We start from the raw sequence: 15421 nt of genomic DNA, 5'->3' as shown, positions 1-15421 counted from the left end.
GCGTGTCACCGACGGAAGGGGTTCGCCATGTCCGACTCGCAGGGGTCCTCGCACCCCGACCACGTACCGGCGCCGGGAGAGCCGTCGGTTCCCGAGCTCGAGGATGACGAGAGCATCGCCCCTCGCCCAGAGGAGGAGATCGCCGACGTGTACCGTGCCCGTCCCGACCTCGAGGATCACAGCCGCAACTCCGGCTGAAGGCCTGCCCAGCGCGGGGCCAGGAGCCGACGCTGACAGGATGGACTCATGACCGCAACACTCGTGGCTCAGGGCCTCGCCGGCGGATACGGCCATCGCACCCTCTTCGACTCCCTCGATCTGACCGTCGCCCCGGGCGATGTCGTCGGAGTCGTCGGAGCGAACGGCGCCGGCAAGTCCACACTCCTCCGGCTGCTCGCGGGCATCGACACGCCTCAGGCGGGAAGCATCGCGCTCGCCCCGGCAGACGCCTTCGTCGGGTGGCTTCCTCAGGAGCACGAGCGCGTCATCGGAGAGACGGTCGCGGAGTACATCGCCCGGCGCACAGGCTGCGGGCCGGCGGCGCGCGAGATGGATGCCGCCGCGGTCGCCCTCGGCGACCCCTCTCTGGCGGCACCCGGCGTCGACCCGGCGGACGCCTACTCCGCTGCCCTGGAACGCTGGCTCGCCAGCGGCGCCGCCGACCTCGACGAGCGCATTCCCGCCGTGCTGGCCGATCTCGGCCTGGATCTCGACGGTGCCGAAGGCGCGCTCATGACCTCGCTCTCGGGCGGACAGGCTGCTCGCGTGGGCCTGGCCGCCCTGCTTCTCTCGCGATTCGACATCGTCCTGCTGGACGAGCCCACGAACGACCTCGACCTCGACGGTCTCGAACGACTCGAAGGATTCGTGCGAGGGCTGCGGGGAGGCGTGGTCCTGGTGAGCCATGACCGCGAGTTCCTCGCCCGCTGCGTGACCCGCGTGCTCGAACTCGACCTCGCTCAGGGAAGCAATCGTGTCTTCGGCGGCGGCTACGAGTCCTACCTCGAAGAGCGCGAGACCGCACGACGCCATCAGCGCGAGAAGTACGACGAATACGCCGAGAAGAAGGCAGACCTCGTCGGTCGCGCCCGCACCCAGCGCGAGTGGTCGAGTCAGGGCGTGCGCAACGCGATGCGCAAGGCGCCGGACAACGACAAGATCAGGCGCAAGGCGGCGAGCGAGTCGAGCGAGAAGCAGGCGCAGAAGGTCCGCCAGATGGAGAGCCGGATCGCACGGCTCGAAGAGGTCGAGGAGCCGCGCAAGGAATGGCGTCTGGAGTTCACGATCGCGTCGGCCCCTCGGTCGAGCTCGGTCGTCTCCACGCTCAGCTCGGCGGTGTTCCGCCAGGGAGACTTCACGCTCGGCCCGGTGTCGCTGCAGGTGAACGCGGGGGACCGCATCGGCATCACCGGCCCGAACGGTGCGGGCAAGTCGACGCTGCTGCGCGCGCTTCTCGGCCGGCAGCGGCCCGATGAGGGGACGGCGAGCCTGGGCGCGAGTGTGCAGATCGGCGAGATCGACCAGGCGCGGTCGCTTCTCGTGGGACAGCAGGCCCTCGCCACCGCGTTCACGGCGCTCGTCCCCGAGATGGTGATCGAAGAGGTGCGCACGCTGCTGGCCAAGTTCGGGCTCAAAGCCGATCACGTGAACCGGCCCGTCGAGGAGCTGTCGCCCGGGGAGCGCACCCGTGCTGCTCTCGCTCTTCTGCAGGCACGCGGCACCAATGTCCTGGTGCTCGACGAGCCGACGAACCACCTCGATCTCGCCGCGATCGAGCAGCTGGAGCAGGCCCTCGAGTCGTACGACGGCACGCTCCTGCTCGTGACGCACGATCGACGGATGCTGGCGACGGTGCAGACCGAACGACGCTGGCACGTCGAAGCGGGGCGGGTCGAAGAACTCTGAGCGCAGCGTGCACCGAGAGTTGCGGTGTGCCGATGGATAGAGCGGCGAGTCGACCCCTCTGTAGAGTCTGCATCAGGGATGAGACGAGGGTGCCGTGGACGTCATCGCGCTGACTCTGATCGTCGCCGCCGCGTTCGGCACGATCGCGCATCTGCTGCGCGTCCCGGCCCTGGTGGGCTTCCTCGCCGCGGGCTTCGTGCTCGGCGCCATGCACATCGAGCCGTTCGTGGGACTCGAGCGAGTCGCCGACATCGGCGTGACCCTTCTGCTGTTCACGATCGGGCTGAAGTTCGACATCCGCTCCCTTCTTCGCCCCGAGGCGTATGGCACCACCGCGATCCACATGGTGCTCAGCGTGCTCATGGGGGCAGGCGCCGTCGCGGCCGCCGCCGCGATCGGATTCGCCGCCGTCGACGGATGGCGAACCCTCGCGCTCGTGGGACTGGCCCTGTCTTTCTCCTCGACGGTGCTGTGCGTCAAGGTGCTCGAGGACCGCTCGGATGACGGTTCGCTGTACGGGCAGACGGCTATCGCCGTCCTCGTGCTGCAGGACGTGGTCGCGGTCGCGTTCATCACGGTGAACGCGGACGAGCCGCCGAGCCCCTGGGCCTTCGCCCTGCTGCTGCTGTTCCCGCTGGCGTGGCTTCTGCGCCGGCTCCTCGACGTCATCGGCCATGGCGAGCTGCTGGTGCTCTTCGGCGTGGTGATGGCGCTCGGACCCGGCTATCTCGCGTTCGAGGCGGTCGGGATCACGGGCGACGTGGGAGCCCTCGCGATGGGACTGCTGTTCGCGACGCATCGGCGGGCCATCGAGATGTCGAAGGCCTTGTTCAGCGTGAAGGAGCTGTTCCTCGTCGGGTTCTTCCTGCTGATCGGGATGGATGCGCACCCCACGTGGGCTGATGCGACGCTCGCGGTACTGCTGTGCGTCGTGCTGCTGCCGCTGACCTTCATCGGATTCGTCTGGCTCGGTCGCCTGTTCGGCCTGCGCAACCGCACGGCGATCAGGACGGGACTGGTGCTGAGCAACTTCTCGGAGTTCTCGATCATCGTCGCAGCCTTCGGCGTGGGTGCCGGCCTTCTCACAGAGCGATGGCTCACCGTCGTGGCGATCGCCGTGGCGCTCAGCATGGTGGCGTCCTCGATCGCGAACGCGCACGGACTGCGGCTCATCACCGCGCTCACCTGGCTTCCCGCTCAGCAGGTCTCCAGATTGCGGCCCGCCGACCGGCCCATCGACACCAGCGGATCGGACGTCGTGGTGCTGGGCATGGGGCGCGTAGGCCGTGCCGCATACGAGCGTCTCGTGGATGAGGGCGGACTGCGCGTCTTGGGCATCGACAACGATCACGCCGTGATCGCCCGCCTGGAAGCCGACGGACTCAACGTGCTGGAAGGCGACGCGACCGATCTGGAGTTCTGGAGCCGGCTGGTCTCGGGCGGATTCGTGAAGACCGTGGTCCTGGCGATGGCGTTCCACGGATCCAACTCCTTCGCCTTGGAGCGACTGAACGAAGCCGGTTTCGACGGCCGGGTCGTCGCCGTCGCCCAGCATCCCGACCAGGTCGAGCACCTCGCCGCCGGCGGCGTCGACGGCGTGCTCAACATCTACGCCGGGGCGGGGTACACCCTGGCCGGTCTCGCGATGGGCGAGGACGACGCGGCGGCTCCGGGTAGCATCCAAGAATGATCGCTCGCTCCGCCCGAACCGCCGTGTGGATGCGCACCCTGCTGTCGATCGCTGCGGGCGTCGTCGTGGGCGTGATCGTGGTCCCGCTGCTCGACGTCATCGCCGGCATCCTCTCCGGCTGGGCCGCCTTCGCTCTCGTGAACGTCATCTGGGTGCTGCTTCTCATCTGGCCGATGGATGCTGCGTCGACCAGGGAGCACGCCACTCTCGAAGCTCCGGGTCGCAGGGCGGCGCGGCTGATCTCGACTCTGGGGAGCGTCATCAGCCTCGCTGCAGTGCTGGTCGTGAGCATCCAGGCGCAGCAGATGCACGGCCCGGGAAGGTACGTGCTCGCCGCGGTCGCTGCGGTGAGCGTCGCGGCGTCGTGGGCGCTGATCCAGATGGAGTACGTGCTGCGCTACGCGCGCATGTTCCATGCAGACCCCGCAGGCGGGATCGACTTCAATCAGCGCGAAGATCCTGAGTACACCGATTTCGTGTACTTCTCGATCAACCTCGGCATGACCTATCAGGTCTCCGACACGAACGTCGAGGCCAACGCCATCCGGCGCATGGTCATCGCGCACACGCTTCTGAGCTATCTGTTCGGCACCGTCATCCTCGCCTCGATCATCAATCTCGTCGTCGGGCTCGGCTGAAGCCCGCTCACCCGCCCCAGACCGCGCGCGCTCCGGCTTCGCCGATGAGCACCACCATGATCGTGCTGCCTGCGGCGCTGACGATCGCGAGCACGGCGAGCATCACGCGTGTCACTCGCCCTGGTGCGCCGAAGCGATGCCAGCACCACTGCGCCACGGCGACGAGGAACATGGCCGCGGTCCATGGCCACAGCATCCGCCCCAGTTCCGCATGTCTCACGACCGCCGGCACCGGACCCACCTGCTGGGCGAGCGCTTCACCCGCGAGCACGGTGACCGGGATCAGCGCCAGCACGAGGAGCGCGGCGATCGGCGTCACGACACCGAGGCGTCGTCGGACGGCGGGGAACAGCGAGCCGAGCACGAGTGCGAGGGCGGTGAGGGGGACGAGCACGACCACGGCGTGCACGATCAGCGGATGAAGCGGGAGCCCGGCGATCTCGAAGAGGTCCATACTCGTGACACGGGACGAGACCATTCGAGGTTCAGATGAACTCTCGGCGAGCCGATCCCGTGTCTCCTTCAGGACATGACGGGGAGGTGAGCGGATGCCGAGCGACGACGCGGATCGATTGGGCGCGCTCTACGACGCGCACGCGGGGCCGATCTGGCGGTACGTCGTGCATCTCACGGGGGATCGCAGCGGGGCGGATGACGTCGTGCAGGAGACCCTGCTGCGGGCATGGCGCACGCCGCGCATCCTCGCCGACGACCCGGAGACGACGCGTTCGTGGATGTACACGGTGGCCCGTCACCTGGTGGTGGACGATGCCCGAAGCGCACGTCGCCGGCGCGAGGTCACGACCGACGAGCCTCCCGAGTCTGCGGTCCGCGATGCGACGGACTCCATCTTCGACGCCATCCTGATCGAGGAGGCGCTCGCGGGGCTTTCGCTCGCGCACCGCGAGGTCGTGGTCAGGGCCTACTACGGCGGACTGACCGTCGCGGAGATCGCCGAGGAGCTCACGATTCCCGAGGGAACCGTGAAGTCGAGACTGCATTACGGACTCCGGGCACTGCGCCTCGGGCTCCAGGAGAGGGGAGTGACGCGATGAACGCCGACCATGAGCGATTCGCCGAGTGGGACGCCGCGTACCTCTTCGGCGCGCTCAGCGCCGCTGACCGGCTCGCGTATGAAGAGCATCTTGCCCGCTGTCCCGAGTGCCGCGCCGCGATCGGCGAGGTCGCGCCAACGCTCGGCCTGCTGTCGCGCATCTCACCGGAGCGGGCGCAGTCGCTCCTGCTCGCGACCGAGCCCGAGTCGCCGCCCGCTGAGCACCGGGCCCGCGTGCTCTCGTTCGCCCAGGCCCAGCAGCGGCGCCGTCGGCGAACGTGGATCATCGCCGCGGCTGCCGCGGCGGTCATCGCCGTCACGGCGGTCGGGGTGCCGGTGGCATCGACACTCCTGCAGCCGCCGTCTCGGACGGTCGCACTCGAACAGGTCATCGATGCGCCCCTGTCTGCGAGCGTCACTCTCGCAGACGTCGCCTGGGGAACGCGTCTCGACATGACCTGCGTCTACGGGCCCTCTGACGATGCTCCGGCCGACGGGTGGGCCTACGCGATGGTCGTGGTCTCCGACGACGGCACCGAGAGCGTGCTGTCGACCTGGCGTGCTCGGCCCGGGACGACGGCGAAGCTCAGCGCGGGCACCGAGCTGCCGGCATCCGGAATCGCCGCCGTCGAGATCCGCTCGGTGCGCACGGGCGAGGTCCTCATGCGCACCGACGCCGACGCCCTGTGAACCCGGGAGTGCGCTCTCTCGTGTACCCCGTGACCGCACCCGCGGTCCTGCACAGGAGGTTCGACATGCTCTCGAGATTCAGGAAGACCGCGGCGCTCGCCGCGCTGGTCATGGCGTTCACCGTCACCGCGTGCTCCTCGCCCTCAGGCGGGGCGGGTGGTGGCTCGGATGACAGCGGCGGAGGCGCCTACGCAAGTCCGTCCGAGGAGGCGAGCACGCCGGCGGATGATGCAGGCGCGGCCGAGCTGATGGTCGCAGACTCATCGCTCGGGGAGGTCGTCGTCGACGGCGAGGGCATGACCCTCTACATGTTCGACAAGGACACCCAGGGGTCGGGCGCGAGCTCGTGCACGGGGGAGTGCCTGACGAACTGGCCGCCGCTCACGACAGACGGCACGCCGACGCTCGACGGCGTCACGGGCGAGGTCGGCACGATCACGACGGCGGACGGGTCGACCCAGGTCACGCTGAACGGCTGGCCGCTGTACTACTTCGCCGGCGACGCGGCGGCCGGAGATGTCAACGGCCAGGGCGTCGGCGGCGTCTGGTGGGTGCTCACTTCCGCGGGGGAGCGCATGGCCGGTTAGGGCGGGAACGAGCGGATGCCGCGGCCGATCGGCCGCGGCATCCTGAATACGTCGAGGCTCAGACGGCCTGAGGCAGCACTGTGAACGAGACGGCGCCGGCCTCGTCGACGCCGGCATCGAGGATCTTGTCGTCGAGTGCGGCCGACGCGGGCGCGTCGACGAACACGCGGGTGCTCGAGAGCTCGACGACCTGGTCCTCCGGCTCGGGGTGCTCGGCGACTCCCGCGGCCAGACGAGCTTCGCTCTCGGGGCCGGCAGGGGTCGAGTGGATCCGGAGACCCGCATCGGCCGCGTCGGTCTGGCGGCTGACCAGAGTCGTCACGATCGCGGTGGCGTTGTCGGTGAGGGTGAGCATGCGCTCTCCTTCCGGGTTGGGGCATACCGAGGTCACGGCATGTCCGGGCCATGCTTCCGGACACAGGACTCGACCCTCAACCCCCTTGCGCCCGGCGCTCATCCGTGTCAACCCCCTGGGATCCGACGCGCCTCGGGGCCTAGCGTTCCGGGCAGGAGGACACACACATGCCTGAGAACACGAAGACCACCAAGAGCTCCGCGAAGACGACCCGCACGGCGAAGAGGACACCCCAGCAGAACGCCGAGTCGGGCTTCACAGCATCCGCGAAGCTCGGCGCCTCGCTGCAGGCGGTGCTCGTCGACCTGCTGGAGCTTGCCATTCAGGGCAAGCAGGCGCACTGGAACGTCGTGGGCAGGAACTTCCGCGACACGCATCGCCAGCTGGACGAGATCATCGACGATGCCAGGGTCTTCAGCGACACGGTGGCCGAGCGGATGCGGGCCCTCCATCTCGTGCCAGACGGCCGCAGCAGCACGATCGCCTCGACGACCTCTCTGCCGCAGTTCCCCACAGGCGAGGTCTCCACCGAAGAGACCATCGATCTGGTCACCGAGCGGCTTGAGGCCGCGGTGAAGACCATGCGAGACGTCCACGACGCGGTCGACGAAGAGGATCCGACCTCCGCCGACGTCCTGCACGCGATCATCGAGCGACTCGAGCAGTTCGCCTGGATGGTGAGCGCCGAGAACCGGACGCCCGCCGGTCGCTGACAGCGCGCGCCGTATCAGGTGGTCTCTCGGCGCGAGCGCGTCCTGACGGCGCGAGGCAGCCAGGCCCACAGCGCGAGCACCGCGAGCAGCGTCACCACAAGGGTCACGGCCCCTGCTGTGCGGCCGACCGTGAAGTCCACGATCAGCGTGGTGACACCAGCGGTGAGCAGGCCGATCACGAACAGATCGATCTTCACGATGCGTGAGGCGAGACGTACGAGCTCGGGCTTGCGGCGCCGCCCGAACAGGGCGCGGTGCATGCCCACCGGGGCCAGCGAGAGGACGGTCGCCACTGCGGACAGGGCCACGAGCACGATGTAGAGGTCGTGCTGCAAGGCGTCGAGATCGGTGAAGCGCTGCTGGAACGCGACCGCGAGCAGGAACCCGGTGAGGATCTGCGTGCCCGTCTGCATGACGCGCAGCTCCTGCATCAGCTCGTCCCAGTTGCGGTCGGCGCGCTCGTTCGGCGTCTCGTCGCGCCCGTCCGCGCGGTCGTCGGTGACTGGATCCGTGCTCATCATCCCAGTCTTGCGGGATCGGAGCGGGGGAGTCTAGAGGGCAGCGGGCGGTTCGGCTTCTTCGCGCAGACGCGGCTCCGTGCGTCGTTCGGGGCGCACGCCGGCCTTGTCCGCGTAGAACGCGCGGATCCGATCCATGTCGGCGACCACATCTCCGGTGAGGTCGAAGGTCGGCCCGAGCCCGCACGTCAACGTGGTGCGGTCGACGAATCCGAGGGTCACCGGCATCCCGGTCTCCCGTGCGATGCGATAGAACCCGCTCTTCCAGTAGGCGTTGCCGCCGCGCGTGCCGTCGGGGGTGACGACGAGGCCGAACACCGATCCAGAGTTCACCTGGTCGACCACATCGCCCACGACCCGCGCGGGGTCTGCGCGGTCCACGGGGATACCCCCCAGCCGACGCATGATCGGACCGCGCCAGCCGTGGAACAGGCTCTTCTTGCCGAGCCAGTGCACGTCGATGCCGAGGCGCCACGCGATCGCGAGCATCAGCACGAAGTCCCAGTTCGAGGTGTGCGGGGCGCCGATCAGCACCGTCGGGCGCGTCGGCGCGGGTTCGGTGTGCAGCGTCCAGCGGCTGAACGTCCAGAAGACTCGGGCGATGAAGCGTGTGAGCATCCGTCAACCGTATGGGAACGGAGCTAGAGATCTGCTGTCGGGCCGACAGGAGAGTGACCGGACGCAGCGCCGCGGAGCGCCTCTGACACGGAAGGGCCCAGCCCTGGCACCTCGTCGAGCGGGACGGCGAGGGCGAGGAGCGCGCGGCTGAAGTAGTTGCGAGCCGCCGCCGCCAAGGTGATGTCGACGATCTGCCGGTCGGAGTAGCCGGCATCCCTCAGGGCCTGCGTGTCGGCATCCGTCATCGAAGCCGGATCGGTCGACAGTCGCTGCGCATAGCTGATGATCACCTGCTCGGCTTCGCCGAATGCACTGTCGTCGCCGCGCGCGAAGTCGGACAGTCCATCCTCGTCCACGATTCCGGCGCGCACGGTCTTTCGGCCGTGCATGAGCAGGCAATGGCCCGACCCGATCGCGCGCGCTGCGCCGAGCGTCGCCGCCTCGTACCCGCGAATGCCGATGGAGGGGACGATGGCCTTGATCAGGGTCAGGAATGCTTCGTGGGCCTCAGGATTGAGCGCCATCGCCTGGGTATGGGCGAAGACGAAGCCGTCGTCATCGACATCGGTCGCGTACATCTCGGCGACGTGGCCCGTCGCATCGTCGATCGCCGGCGGCGTGATGATCATGGCAGCTCCTTCGCGTGCGCACCGGGAGACGCATGAAGCAGCCCCAGGCTCCTGTCGCCAGGGTACGCTCCGGCGCACGCTGTCATAAGGGCATTTCGCGCCACCCTGTTCCGGCAGGCGTACGATCGAAGGATGACTGAATCAGCGCGGGAAGCCGAAGGGGCGGGCGGGCAAGAAGGCCTGCCGCCGCTGCTCGGCACACTCGACCTGCTCGGTGGCAGCGCTGCCGCCGGGTACTGCAGCGGCGGCGTCTGCCACTACCCGGCGCCCTCCGTCGAGAAGGCCGAGTAGCGGCAGACGTCGCCGTCTGTCACCGCCGGTCAGTGCCCGCTGGGGAACTCCCCGCCGGCGTCGTCGGCCGGCTTGACCACGAACGGGCTCAGCGCGACGGCCGCGAGCGAGATGATCGCGGCGATCAGGAACGCCATGCGAGCACCGGGCGCTCCTGCGACCGCGCTCGGCAGTCCCTCGTCCTCACCCGCGTGCAGGATCGCGGAGTACGTGACGGTGAGCACCGCCACGCCCGCAGCGCCCGCGACCTGCTGAAGCGTGTTGAGCACGGCCGAGCCATGCGAGTAGAGCGACCGCTGCAGCGAGCCGAGCGAGGCCGAGAACAGGGGTGTGAACGACATCGCCAGGCCGACGGACATCGCCGACTGCACGATGATCAGCACCCACCACACGGTGTGCTCGCCCACGGTCGAGTAGTAGAACAGCGCGGCCGACACCAGGAGGGTTCCAGGGATGAGCAGGGTGCGGGTGCCGCGCGAATCGTAGATGCGGCCCATGATCGGCCCGAGCAGCCCCATCAGCACAGAGCCGGGGAGCAGGATGAGTCCCGACTCCAACGAGCCGAGTCCGGCCACGTTCTGCAGATACTGCGGCAGCAGCGTCAGGGTGCCGAACATCGACAGGGCGAGGATCGCCATGATGACGACGCCGAACGTGTAGTTGCGCGAGCGGAACACGCGCAGATCGAGAAGTGCATCATCGATGCGCTGCAGCACCAGCTGGCGCCACACGAAGAGTCCGAGCGCGATGGCGCCGACGACGAGTGAGACGATGCCGGTCGTCTCGCCTGAGCCGCCCTCGCCGCCGAACTGGCTGAGTCCGAAGACCACGCCGCCGAAGCCGAGTGCGGCGAGCGGGATCGACAGCAGGTCGAGCGGGACCTCGCGGGTCTCGCCGAGATTCGTCATCCACTTCGCGCCCATGGCGAGCGACACGATCGCGATCGGCAGGATGATGGCGAACAGCACGCGCCAGTTGAAGACCTCGAGCACGGCGCCGGCGAGCGTGGGGCCGATCGCCGGGGCGAGCGAGATCACCATTCCGACGCGGCCCATCATGCGACCGCGCGACTGCGGCGGCACGACGTTCATGATGGTGGTCATCAGCAACGGCATCATGACGCCGGTCCCGCTGGCCTGGATCACGCGGCCGACGAGCAGCATGGGGAACCCGGGAGCGAGCAGCGACACCAGGGTGCCTGTCGAGAACGCGATCATCGCGGCGATGAACACCTGACGGGTCGTGAACCGCTGCAGGATGAATCCGGTCGTCGGGATGACCACGGCCATGGTGAGCATGAACGCGCTCGTCAGCCACTGGCCGAGTTCGGGCGGGATGCCCAGATCGGTGTTCAGATGGGGGATTGCGATGCCCATCGTCGTCTCGTTGAGGATGGCGACGAAGGCGGCGACGAGCAGCAGCCAGATCACGCGCATGTCCCTGGGCGAGATGGCTCCGGGGGCTGTGGCAGGGGGCGTGGAGATGGAGCCGGTGTCGACGGCAGACATGGGGCCTCCTGAAGGCGTCGGAAAAGGGGGGAAGACGTGCGGATGCACGAGAGTCATTCAGCGTAACGGGATGCTCAGACATTTCATTCCGAATTCTCAGGAATCCGCTCCGGGCAGAACCGCTCCTCGTGTCGGCGCCGCTGACTACGCTGACAGGATGAGCATGGGCGGACGAGGCGGATTCCACGGGGTGGATGCTGCGGCGCAGCGCCGCATCAACGCGGCCGCCCCGCGCATCGAGCGGCTGGGTGCCCGCGTCGTCTCGCTGTTCCGCCCGTACCTGTGGCGGATCGGGTTCACGGCAGCGCTCGTCATCATCGGCGCCGCGATCGCCGTCATCCCGCCCTTGATCGTGCAGCGGATATTCGACGACGCGCTCTTCCCGGTCGCCGGAGGAGGCCCGCAGCTCGACCTGCTGCTGCGCCTCGTGCTCGCGATGATCGGGCTGTTCCTGCTCTCTGCCGCCCTCGGCGTCACGCAGACCTGGCTCACCTCGACCGTCGGCAACAGCGTCACGGGCGACCTGCGGGTGCGCCTGTTCGACCATCTGCAGGCGATGGAGCTCGGATTCTTCACCCGCACCAAGACCGGCGTGATCCAGTCGCGCCTGCAGAACGACGTCGGCGGGGTGTCCGGCGTGCTCACGAACACCGTCACCAGCATCCTCGGCAACACGGTGACCGTCGTCGCATCGCTCGTGGCCATGATCCTCATCGACTGGCGGCTGACGCTGATCGCCGTCGTGCTCATGCCGTTCCTCATCCTCGTGCAGCGCCGCGTGGGTCAGCTGAGGGCCCGCATCGCCGGTGAGACGCAGGAGTCGCTGTCGGAGCTCACCTCGATCACCCAGGAGACGCTGAGCGTCTCCGGCATCCTGCTGTCGAAGTCGTTCAACCGGCAGCGCACCGAAGCCGCTCGCTACCAGGCCGAGAACCGCAACCAGGTGAAGCTGCAGGTGCGGCGGGCCATGAGCGGCCAGGGCTTCTTCGCCGTGGTGCAGGTGCTGATGTCATCCGTGCCGGCGATCATCTATCTCGTGTCCGGCTACCTGATCGCCGGCGGCACCGGGGCGATCACGGCCGGCACCGTTGTCGCCTTCACCACGGTGCAGGCTCGCCTGCTGATGCCGCTGATGGGGCTGATGCGGGTCTCGCTCGACCTGCAGACCTCGTCGGCCCTGTTCGCGCGCATCTTCGAGTACCTCGATCTGGTTCCCGAGATCACAGACGCGCCTGACGCCTCGCCCGTCGAGGCGGCGCCGGGGCCGCTCGGACGCATCGAGTTCCGCGACGTCGTGTTCCGCTATCCGGATGCCGCGCCCGACGCGCGCCCGACTCTGCAGGGCGTCTCCTTCGCCGCGGAGCCGGGGCAGCACGTCGCCTTCGTGGGGCCCTCAGGGGCCGGCAAGACGACGATCCTGTACCTCGCCCCAAGACTGTACGAGGCCCATGGCGGGTCCGTCCTCTTCGCAGGCGCCGACGTGCGCACGCTGACGCAGGAGTCGATCATCGACCAGATCGGGATCGTGTCGCAGGAGACCTACCTGTTCCATGCCACTATCCGCGAGAACCTGCTGTACGCGAAGCCCGGTGCCACAGAGGCCGAGATGATCGCGGCATGCACCGCGGCGAACATCCATCACATCATCGCGGGCTTCGAGCAGGGGTACGACACGGTGGTCGGCGAACGCGGGTACCGGCTCTCCGGCGGTGAGAAGCAGCGCATCGCGATCGCACGAGTGCTCCTGAAGGATCCGCCCGTGCTGCTTCTGGACGAAGCCACGTCGGCACTCGACACGGTGTCGGAGCGGGTCGTGCAGGAGGCGCTGGACGAGGCGGCGAAGGGCCGCACCACACTCACCATCGCTCACCGACTCTCGACCGTCATGGGAGCCGACATGATCCATGTGCTCGACGCCGGGGTGATCGTCGAGTCGGGAACGCACTCGGAGCTGCTTGCGCGCGGCGGGCTGTACGCCGAGCTCGCCGAGCAGCAGGTGGCGGCATCGAGGGTTCTCGAGACCGAAGCGGTGATCGAGGAGGTCGTGAGCGGGGGAATGGAGGCACCGCTGGCGGGGCGCCGTGCAGACCGGGCCCCTTCGGATTCCGCGGGAGCGGATGCGGTGGCCGCGCTCACCGCACCCGTCCCCCTGCTCGATGCACCGCGCGTCGACGATCGGGAGTATCCGGCCGTCGACTGAGGTTCAGTGCGCCGACATCCCGCCGTCCACGAACAGCGAATGCCCGGTGACGTAGGCCGAGCCCGCTCCCGCGAGGAACACCGCAGCGCCTGCGAAGTCGTCGGGAACCCCGTTGCGCCCGATCATGGTTCGAGCGGCGAGCGCCGCGATCTGTTCCGGGTCCTCCTGCAGGCGGGCGTTGAGCGGAGTCAGCACGAAGCCCGGAACCAGCGTGTTGCTGGTGACGCCCGTGCCGCCCCATGCCTCCGCCTCCGAGCGCATGAGAGATTCGACCGCGCCTTTGGAGACGCCGTAGATGCCGCTGCCGACGAACGCGCGATGCGCCTGCTGCGAGCTGATGTGGATGAGTCGGCCGTAGCGGCGCTCGGCCATGCCGACTGCGTAGCGCTGCCCGAGCAGGAAAGGGGCGAGCGTGTTCACGGTCAGCGTCGCATCCCAGTCGTCCTCGGTGATGTCGGCGAAGGAGGGGCGGATGTTGATGCCGGCCGAGTTCACCAGTATGTCCGGCTCGCCGAAGGGCTCGGTCGCGGCTTCGGCGATCGAGCGGATGCCCTCTCGCGTGCTCAGGTCGCCGACGATGCCAGCGGCGCGGCAGCCCGCATCCACCAGTTCGCGGACCGTCTCCTCGACTCGGTCGGCCCCGCGGGCGACGATCACGGTCGCGGCGCCCGCGCGAGCGAGAGCCGTGGCGATGCCTCGGCCGATGCCGGAGCTGCCGCCGGTCACGATCGCGGTGCGGCCGTCCAGGCCGAAGAGGGAGTGCAGATAGTCGTTCATGAGAGTCCTGATTCTGGAGGACGCGGACGGATGCCGCTCGCCCGGGCACCCGCATGGGGCTGCCGAGGGCACGAGCGTCGGCCCGGTTCTCCGAAGAGGGTCGCGGTCACCAGGCGAGGGCCGCGACGAGAGACGGGTCTGGGTGGGCGTCGGCGAACTCGGGCAGTGACCGCAGTTCGGCGATGAAGGCCGAGACCTCCGCGGCGTATGCGGGGTCGGGATGGGTGCCGGCGATCTCCTGGAGCGGCGGCACATCCATGGTGAGGATGAGCTCGAGCCTAGCGGTCACGGCGCCGTGCGCCCCGGCACTTCGCAGCACGTCGATGCCGCCGCGGAGAGCCGTGAGATAGTCCCTCAGCACAGGCAGACGCGCTCTGCCCTGCGTGATGGAGGAGCCGTCGGCGCGAAGCCTCCACCGCACCACGGCGTCGGGGATGACGTCGAAGGCGCGGGCGTGCGTGTACATCCGCTGGGCGACGATCTGATCCTCGTAGGCGACGCCCTCGGGGAATCGGAGGTCCGTCCAGAACTCGGTGCGGCTGACCTTCGACCAGGCGACGATGTTGGCGGAGGCGCGCGGGTGCTCGAAGATCGTCGTGCGAGAGCGGGCGGGATCGGTGGCGGCCGCGACCCAGGGCTGCACTCGACCAGGGACGTAGCGCTCGCCGTCGAAGCGCGAGCGCACGTAGGCGCCGGCCGCGAAGTCGCTGCCGGTCTCGGCCAGCGTTCCGGTGAGGCGTTCAAGGGCGGTGGGCGCGAGCTCGTCGTCGCCGTCGAGAAACCCGAGGAACTCGGTGTCGACGAGTTCGAGCCCCGCGTTGCGAGCACCGCCGAGGCCGATCGACTCCTCGTGCCGGATCATGCGGAATCGGGGATCGGATGCTGCGGCATCCGCGAAGATCTCCGCTGTCGCGTCGACCGAGCCGTCGTCGATCAGGATCGCCCTCCATCGCGGCTCCGTCTGCGCGCGGAGGGAATCGAGGGCTGCCGCGGCGAACGCGGCGATGTCGCGGCCGGGCACGATCATCGTCACTATCGGGTGGGATGCAGTCACCAGCCGAGTCTATGGACCCCTGCGCAGTCCGGGCGCACGGCCGTCCGCCGATGTGGTTTGACAAGCGCGCGTTGCCTCGGTCGTTGAGCGAGCGCAGCGATCCGGGATGTCGTCAGCCGACCTCGATGCAGGAGGCACGCGTTTCGTCTCGGTCGCTGGCGCTCCCTCGCTCAACGACCGGGTCTCTTCCCGGG

The 15421-nt window shown here is 68.7% G+C and carries 17 protein-coding genes and 2 pseudogenes; 10 read left to right on the top strand and 9 right to left on the bottom strand.

Translation table 11 applies throughout. The features are described 5' to 3' along the window. Nucleotides 1–27: 27 nt before the first annotated feature. The 4 genes from RS84_RS19390 (at nucleotide 28) to RS84_RS17890 (ending at nucleotide 4233) form a co-directional block, all read left to right on the top strand. Nucleotides 28–198, top strand: coding sequence for a hypothetical protein (locus RS84_RS19390; protein ID WP_160298191.1), 171 nt, complete (start codon nucleotides 28–30; stop codon nucleotides 196–198). Between the two features lie 48 nt (nucleotides 199–246). Then, a complete protein-coding gene (locus RS84_RS17900; protein ID WP_045259062.1) occupies nucleotides 247–1905 on the top strand; it encodes an ABC-F family ATP-binding cassette domain-containing protein in 1659 nt (552 codons plus the stop codon). 94 nt (nucleotides 1906–1999) lie between these two features. Further along, complete coding sequence (locus RS84_RS17895; protein ID WP_045259061.1) at nucleotides 2000–3595, top strand: cation:proton antiporter family protein; 1596 nt, start codon at nucleotides 2000–2002, stop codon at nucleotides 3593–3595. Further along, nucleotides 3592–4233 (top strand): DUF1345 domain-containing protein, encoded by a 642-nt coding sequence (locus RS84_RS17890; protein WP_045259060.1) that lies wholly within the window; start codon nucleotides 3592–3594, stop codon nucleotides 4231–4233. Before RS84_RS17895 ends, RS84_RS17890 begins: the two co-directional genes overlap by 4 nt. A 7-nt stretch (nucleotides 4234–4240) precedes the next feature. On the opposite strand, the gene RS84_RS17885 is transcribed toward RS84_RS17890, so the two are convergent. Next, nucleotides 4241–4687 carry a DUF2231 domain-containing protein gene (locus RS84_RS17885; RefSeq protein ID WP_045259059.1) on the bottom strand — a complete coding sequence of 149 codons (447 nt, stop codon included), beginning with the start codon at nucleotides 4685–4687 and terminating at the stop codon, nucleotides 4241–4243. Between the two features lie 94 nt (nucleotides 4688–4781). Here RS84_RS17885 and RS84_RS17880 point away from each other — a divergent pair, with 94 nt between their 5' ends. Together RS84_RS17880 and RS84_RS19780 are read left to right on the top strand one after the other, a co-directional pair. Beyond that, nucleotides 4782–5288, top strand: a complete 507-nt coding sequence (locus tag RS84_RS17880; protein WP_045259058.1) for a sigma-70 family RNA polymerase sigma factor — start codon at nucleotides 4782–4784, stop codon at nucleotides 5286–5288. Next, a pseudogene (locus RS84_RS19780) lies at nucleotides 5285–5389 on the top strand (zf-HC2 domain-containing protein); the annotation flags it as partial. The gene RS84_RS17880 and the pseudogene RS84_RS19780, both read left to right, overlap by 4 nt. Before the next feature lie 203 nt (nucleotides 5390–5592). Here the strand turns inward: RS84_RS19780 and RS84_RS19775 are convergent. Continuing rightward, a pseudogene (locus RS84_RS19775) lies at nucleotides 5593–5679 on the bottom strand (hypothetical protein); the annotation flags it as partial. Between the two features lie 363 nt (nucleotides 5680–6042). Here RS84_RS19775 and RS84_RS17870 point away from each other — a divergent pair. Next, nucleotides 6043–6564 carry a hypothetical protein gene (locus RS84_RS17870; protein ID WP_045259319.1) on the top strand — a complete coding sequence of 174 codons (522 nt, stop codon included), beginning with the start codon at nucleotides 6043–6045 and terminating at the stop codon, nucleotides 6562–6564. Between the two features lie 58 nt (nucleotides 6565–6622). On the opposite strand, the gene RS84_RS17865 is transcribed toward RS84_RS17870, so the two are convergent. Then, complete coding sequence (locus RS84_RS17865; RefSeq protein WP_045259056.1) at nucleotides 6623–6919, bottom strand: Fe-S cluster assembly protein HesB; 297 nt, start codon at nucleotides 6917–6919, stop codon at nucleotides 6623–6625. A gap of 167 nt (nucleotides 6920–7086) precedes the next feature. On the opposite strand from RS84_RS17865, the gene RS84_RS17860 reads away from it, so the two are divergent. Beyond that, the gene (locus RS84_RS17860) at nucleotides 7087–7632 is read left to right on the top strand and encodes a Dps family protein (protein ID WP_045259055.1); all 546 of its coding nucleotides are present in this window, start codon (nucleotides 7087–7089) and stop codon (nucleotides 7630–7632) included. Between the two features lie 14 nt (nucleotides 7633–7646). Here RS84_RS17860 and RS84_RS17855 read toward each other — a convergent pair whose 3' ends face one another. From RS84_RS17855 to RS84_RS17845, 3 genes are read right to left on the bottom strand one after another with little or no spacing between them, the layout of a single operon-like run. Further along, complete coding sequence (locus RS84_RS17855; protein ID WP_052676451.1) at nucleotides 7647–8150, bottom strand: DUF6328 family protein; 504 nt, start codon at nucleotides 8148–8150, stop codon at nucleotides 7647–7649. Nucleotides 8151–8183: 33 nt separating this feature from the next. Continuing rightward, nucleotides 8184–8768 carry a 1-acyl-sn-glycerol-3-phosphate acyltransferase gene (locus tag RS84_RS17850; RefSeq protein WP_045259053.1) on the bottom strand — a complete coding sequence of 195 codons (585 nt, stop codon included), beginning with the start codon at nucleotides 8766–8768 and terminating at the stop codon, nucleotides 8184–8186. Nucleotides 8769–8791: 23 nt separating this feature from the next. Next, a complete protein-coding gene (locus tag RS84_RS17845) occupies nucleotides 8792–9397 on the bottom strand; it encodes a carboxymuconolactone decarboxylase family protein (RefSeq protein WP_045259052.1) in 606 nt (201 codons plus the stop codon). 132 nt (nucleotides 9398–9529) lie between these two features. Here RS84_RS17845 and RS84_RS19505 point away from each other — a divergent pair, with 132 nt between their 5' ends. Then, nucleotides 9530–9688 carry a hypothetical protein gene (locus RS84_RS19505; protein ID WP_200892034.1) on the top strand — a complete coding sequence of 53 codons (159 nt, stop codon included), beginning with the start codon at nucleotides 9530–9532 and terminating at the stop codon, nucleotides 9686–9688. Between the two features lie 29 nt (nucleotides 9689–9717). On the opposite strand, the gene RS84_RS17840 is transcribed toward RS84_RS19505, so the two are convergent. Then, nucleotides 9718–11196 (bottom strand): MDR family MFS transporter, encoded by a 1479-nt coding sequence (locus RS84_RS17840; RefSeq protein WP_045259051.1) that lies wholly within the window; start codon nucleotides 11194–11196, stop codon nucleotides 9718–9720. A 157-nt stretch (nucleotides 11197–11353) separates the two neighbouring features. On the opposite strand from RS84_RS17840, the gene RS84_RS17835 reads away from it, so the two are divergent. Further along, a complete protein-coding gene (locus RS84_RS17835; RefSeq protein WP_152641868.1) occupies nucleotides 11354–13396 on the top strand; it encodes an ABC transporter ATP-binding protein in 2043 nt (680 codons plus the stop codon). A 3-nt stretch (nucleotides 13397–13399) separates the two neighbouring features. On the opposite strand, the gene RS84_RS17830 is transcribed toward RS84_RS17835, so the two are convergent. Beyond that, a complete protein-coding gene (locus tag RS84_RS17830; protein WP_045259049.1) occupies nucleotides 13400–14173 on the bottom strand; it encodes an SDR family NAD(P)-dependent oxidoreductase in 774 nt (257 codons plus the stop codon). A gap of 106 nt (nucleotides 14174–14279) precedes the next feature. After that, nucleotides 14280–15227, bottom strand: coding sequence for a glycosyltransferase family 2 protein (locus RS84_RS17825; protein WP_235281524.1), 948 nt, complete (start codon nucleotides 15225–15227; stop codon nucleotides 14280–14282). Nucleotides 15228–15421 lie beyond the last annotated feature (194 nt).

The sequence above is a fragment of the Microbacterium hydrocarbonoxydans genome, from assembly GCF_000956475.1.
Classification (GTDB): Bacteria; Actinomycetota; Actinomycetes; order Actinomycetales; family Microbacteriaceae; genus Microbacterium; species Microbacterium hydrocarbonoxydans_A.
This window is presented reverse-complemented; position numbering and strand designations above follow the sequence as displayed.

Excerpts from the sequence above, each read along its gene's own strand:
- RS84_RS17900 (WP_045259062.1), top strand. The coding sequence starts at position 247 with ATGACCGCAACACTCGTGGCTCAGGGCCTCGCCGGCGGATACGGCCAT.
- RS84_RS19390 (WP_160298191.1), top strand. The coding sequence starts at position 28 with ATGTCCGACTCGCAGGGGTCCTCGCACCCCGACCACGTACCGGCGCCG.
- RS84_RS17845 (WP_045259052.1), bottom strand. The coding sequence starts at position 9,397 with ATGATCATCACGCCGCCGGCGATCGACGATGCGACGGGCCACGTCGCC.
- RS84_RS19505 (WP_200892034.1), top strand. The coding sequence starts at position 9,530 with ATGACTGAATCAGCGCGGGAAGCCGAAGGGGCGGGCGGGCAAGAAGGC.
- RS84_RS17850 (WP_045259053.1), bottom strand. The coding sequence starts at position 8,768 with ATGCTCACACGCTTCATCGCCCGAGTCTTCTGGACGTTCAGCCGCTGG.
- RS84_RS17880 (WP_045259058.1), top strand. The coding sequence starts at position 4,782 with ATGCCGAGCGACGACGCGGATCGATTGGGCGCGCTCTACGACGCGCAC.
- RS84_RS17865 (WP_045259056.1), bottom strand. The coding sequence starts at position 6,919 with ATGCTCACCCTCACCGACAACGCCACCGCGATCGTGACGACTCTGGTC.
- RS84_RS17860 (WP_045259055.1), top strand. The coding sequence starts at position 7,087 with ATGCCTGAGAACACGAAGACCACCAAGAGCTCCGCGAAGACGACCCGC.
- RS84_RS17830 (WP_045259049.1), bottom strand. The coding sequence starts at position 14,173 with ATGAACGACTATCTGCACTCCCTCTTCGGCCTGGACGGCCGCACCGCG.
- RS84_RS17870 (WP_045259319.1), top strand. The coding sequence starts at position 6,043 with ATGCTCTCGAGATTCAGGAAGACCGCGGCGCTCGCCGCGCTGGTCATG.
- RS84_RS17855 (WP_052676451.1), bottom strand. The coding sequence starts at position 8,150 with ATGAGCACGGATCCAGTCACCGACGACCGCGCGGACGGGCGCGACGAG.
- RS84_RS17890 (WP_045259060.1), top strand. The coding sequence starts at position 3,592 with ATGATCGCTCGCTCCGCCCGAACCGCCGTGTGGATGCGCACCCTGCTG.
- RS84_RS17840 (WP_045259051.1), bottom strand. The coding sequence starts at position 11,196 with ATGTCTGCCGTCGACACCGGCTCCATCTCCACGCCCCCTGCCACAGCC.
- RS84_RS17835 (WP_152641868.1), top strand. The coding sequence starts at position 11,354 with ATGAGCATGGGCGGACGAGGCGGATTCCACGGGGTGGATGCTGCGGCG.
- RS84_RS17885 (WP_045259059.1), bottom strand. The coding sequence starts at position 4,687 with ATGGACCTCTTCGAGATCGCCGGGCTCCCGCTTCATCCGCTGATCGTG.